This is a genomic window from Pseudomonas sp. HY7a-MNA-CIBAN-0227 (genome assembly GCF_040310325.1).
Taxonomy (GTDB): Bacteria; Pseudomonadota; Gammaproteobacteria; order Pseudomonadales; family Pseudomonadaceae; genus Aquipseudomonas.
Map to the genome: position 1 here is coordinate 1 of NZ_JBEOPT010000054.1, position 355 is coordinate 355.

Annotated in this window: 1 pseudogene; it reads right to left on the reverse strand. The window is 63.9% G+C overall.

Features of this window, described 5'->3' with window-relative positions:
• Positions 1 to 355: pseudogene (locus AAEZ06_RS26930) on the reverse strand (aspartate aminotransferase family protein); the annotation flags it as partial.

The window sequence follows — 355 nt, forward strand, 5'->3', positions numbered from 1 at the left end:
GTCATGGAACGCCGCCTCGGCTTGCGCGCCGGTTTTGGGGGGCGTGGCACAGAACTGGAACTCACAGCGCGCGCCCAGCTCCGTCACCGACCAATGCAGGCCGTGCTGTTTGAACACTCCCCGCAGCCCTTGGGCCAGGTCGGCTGCCAGCGGCAACATGTGCTGGTAAGCCTGTTCGGTCATGACCTCCTGCAAATTGGCGCGCATGCAATGCATGGCCAGGGCATTGGCTGACAAGGTCGTGCCCATGCCGCTGTGGCCATGCCCGGTGCTTTGCTCAGCGTTTTGTTGTTGCACGGCCTGCATCACCGCCGCGACTTCTTGGGTAAACCCGAATACCGCGCAGGGCACGCCC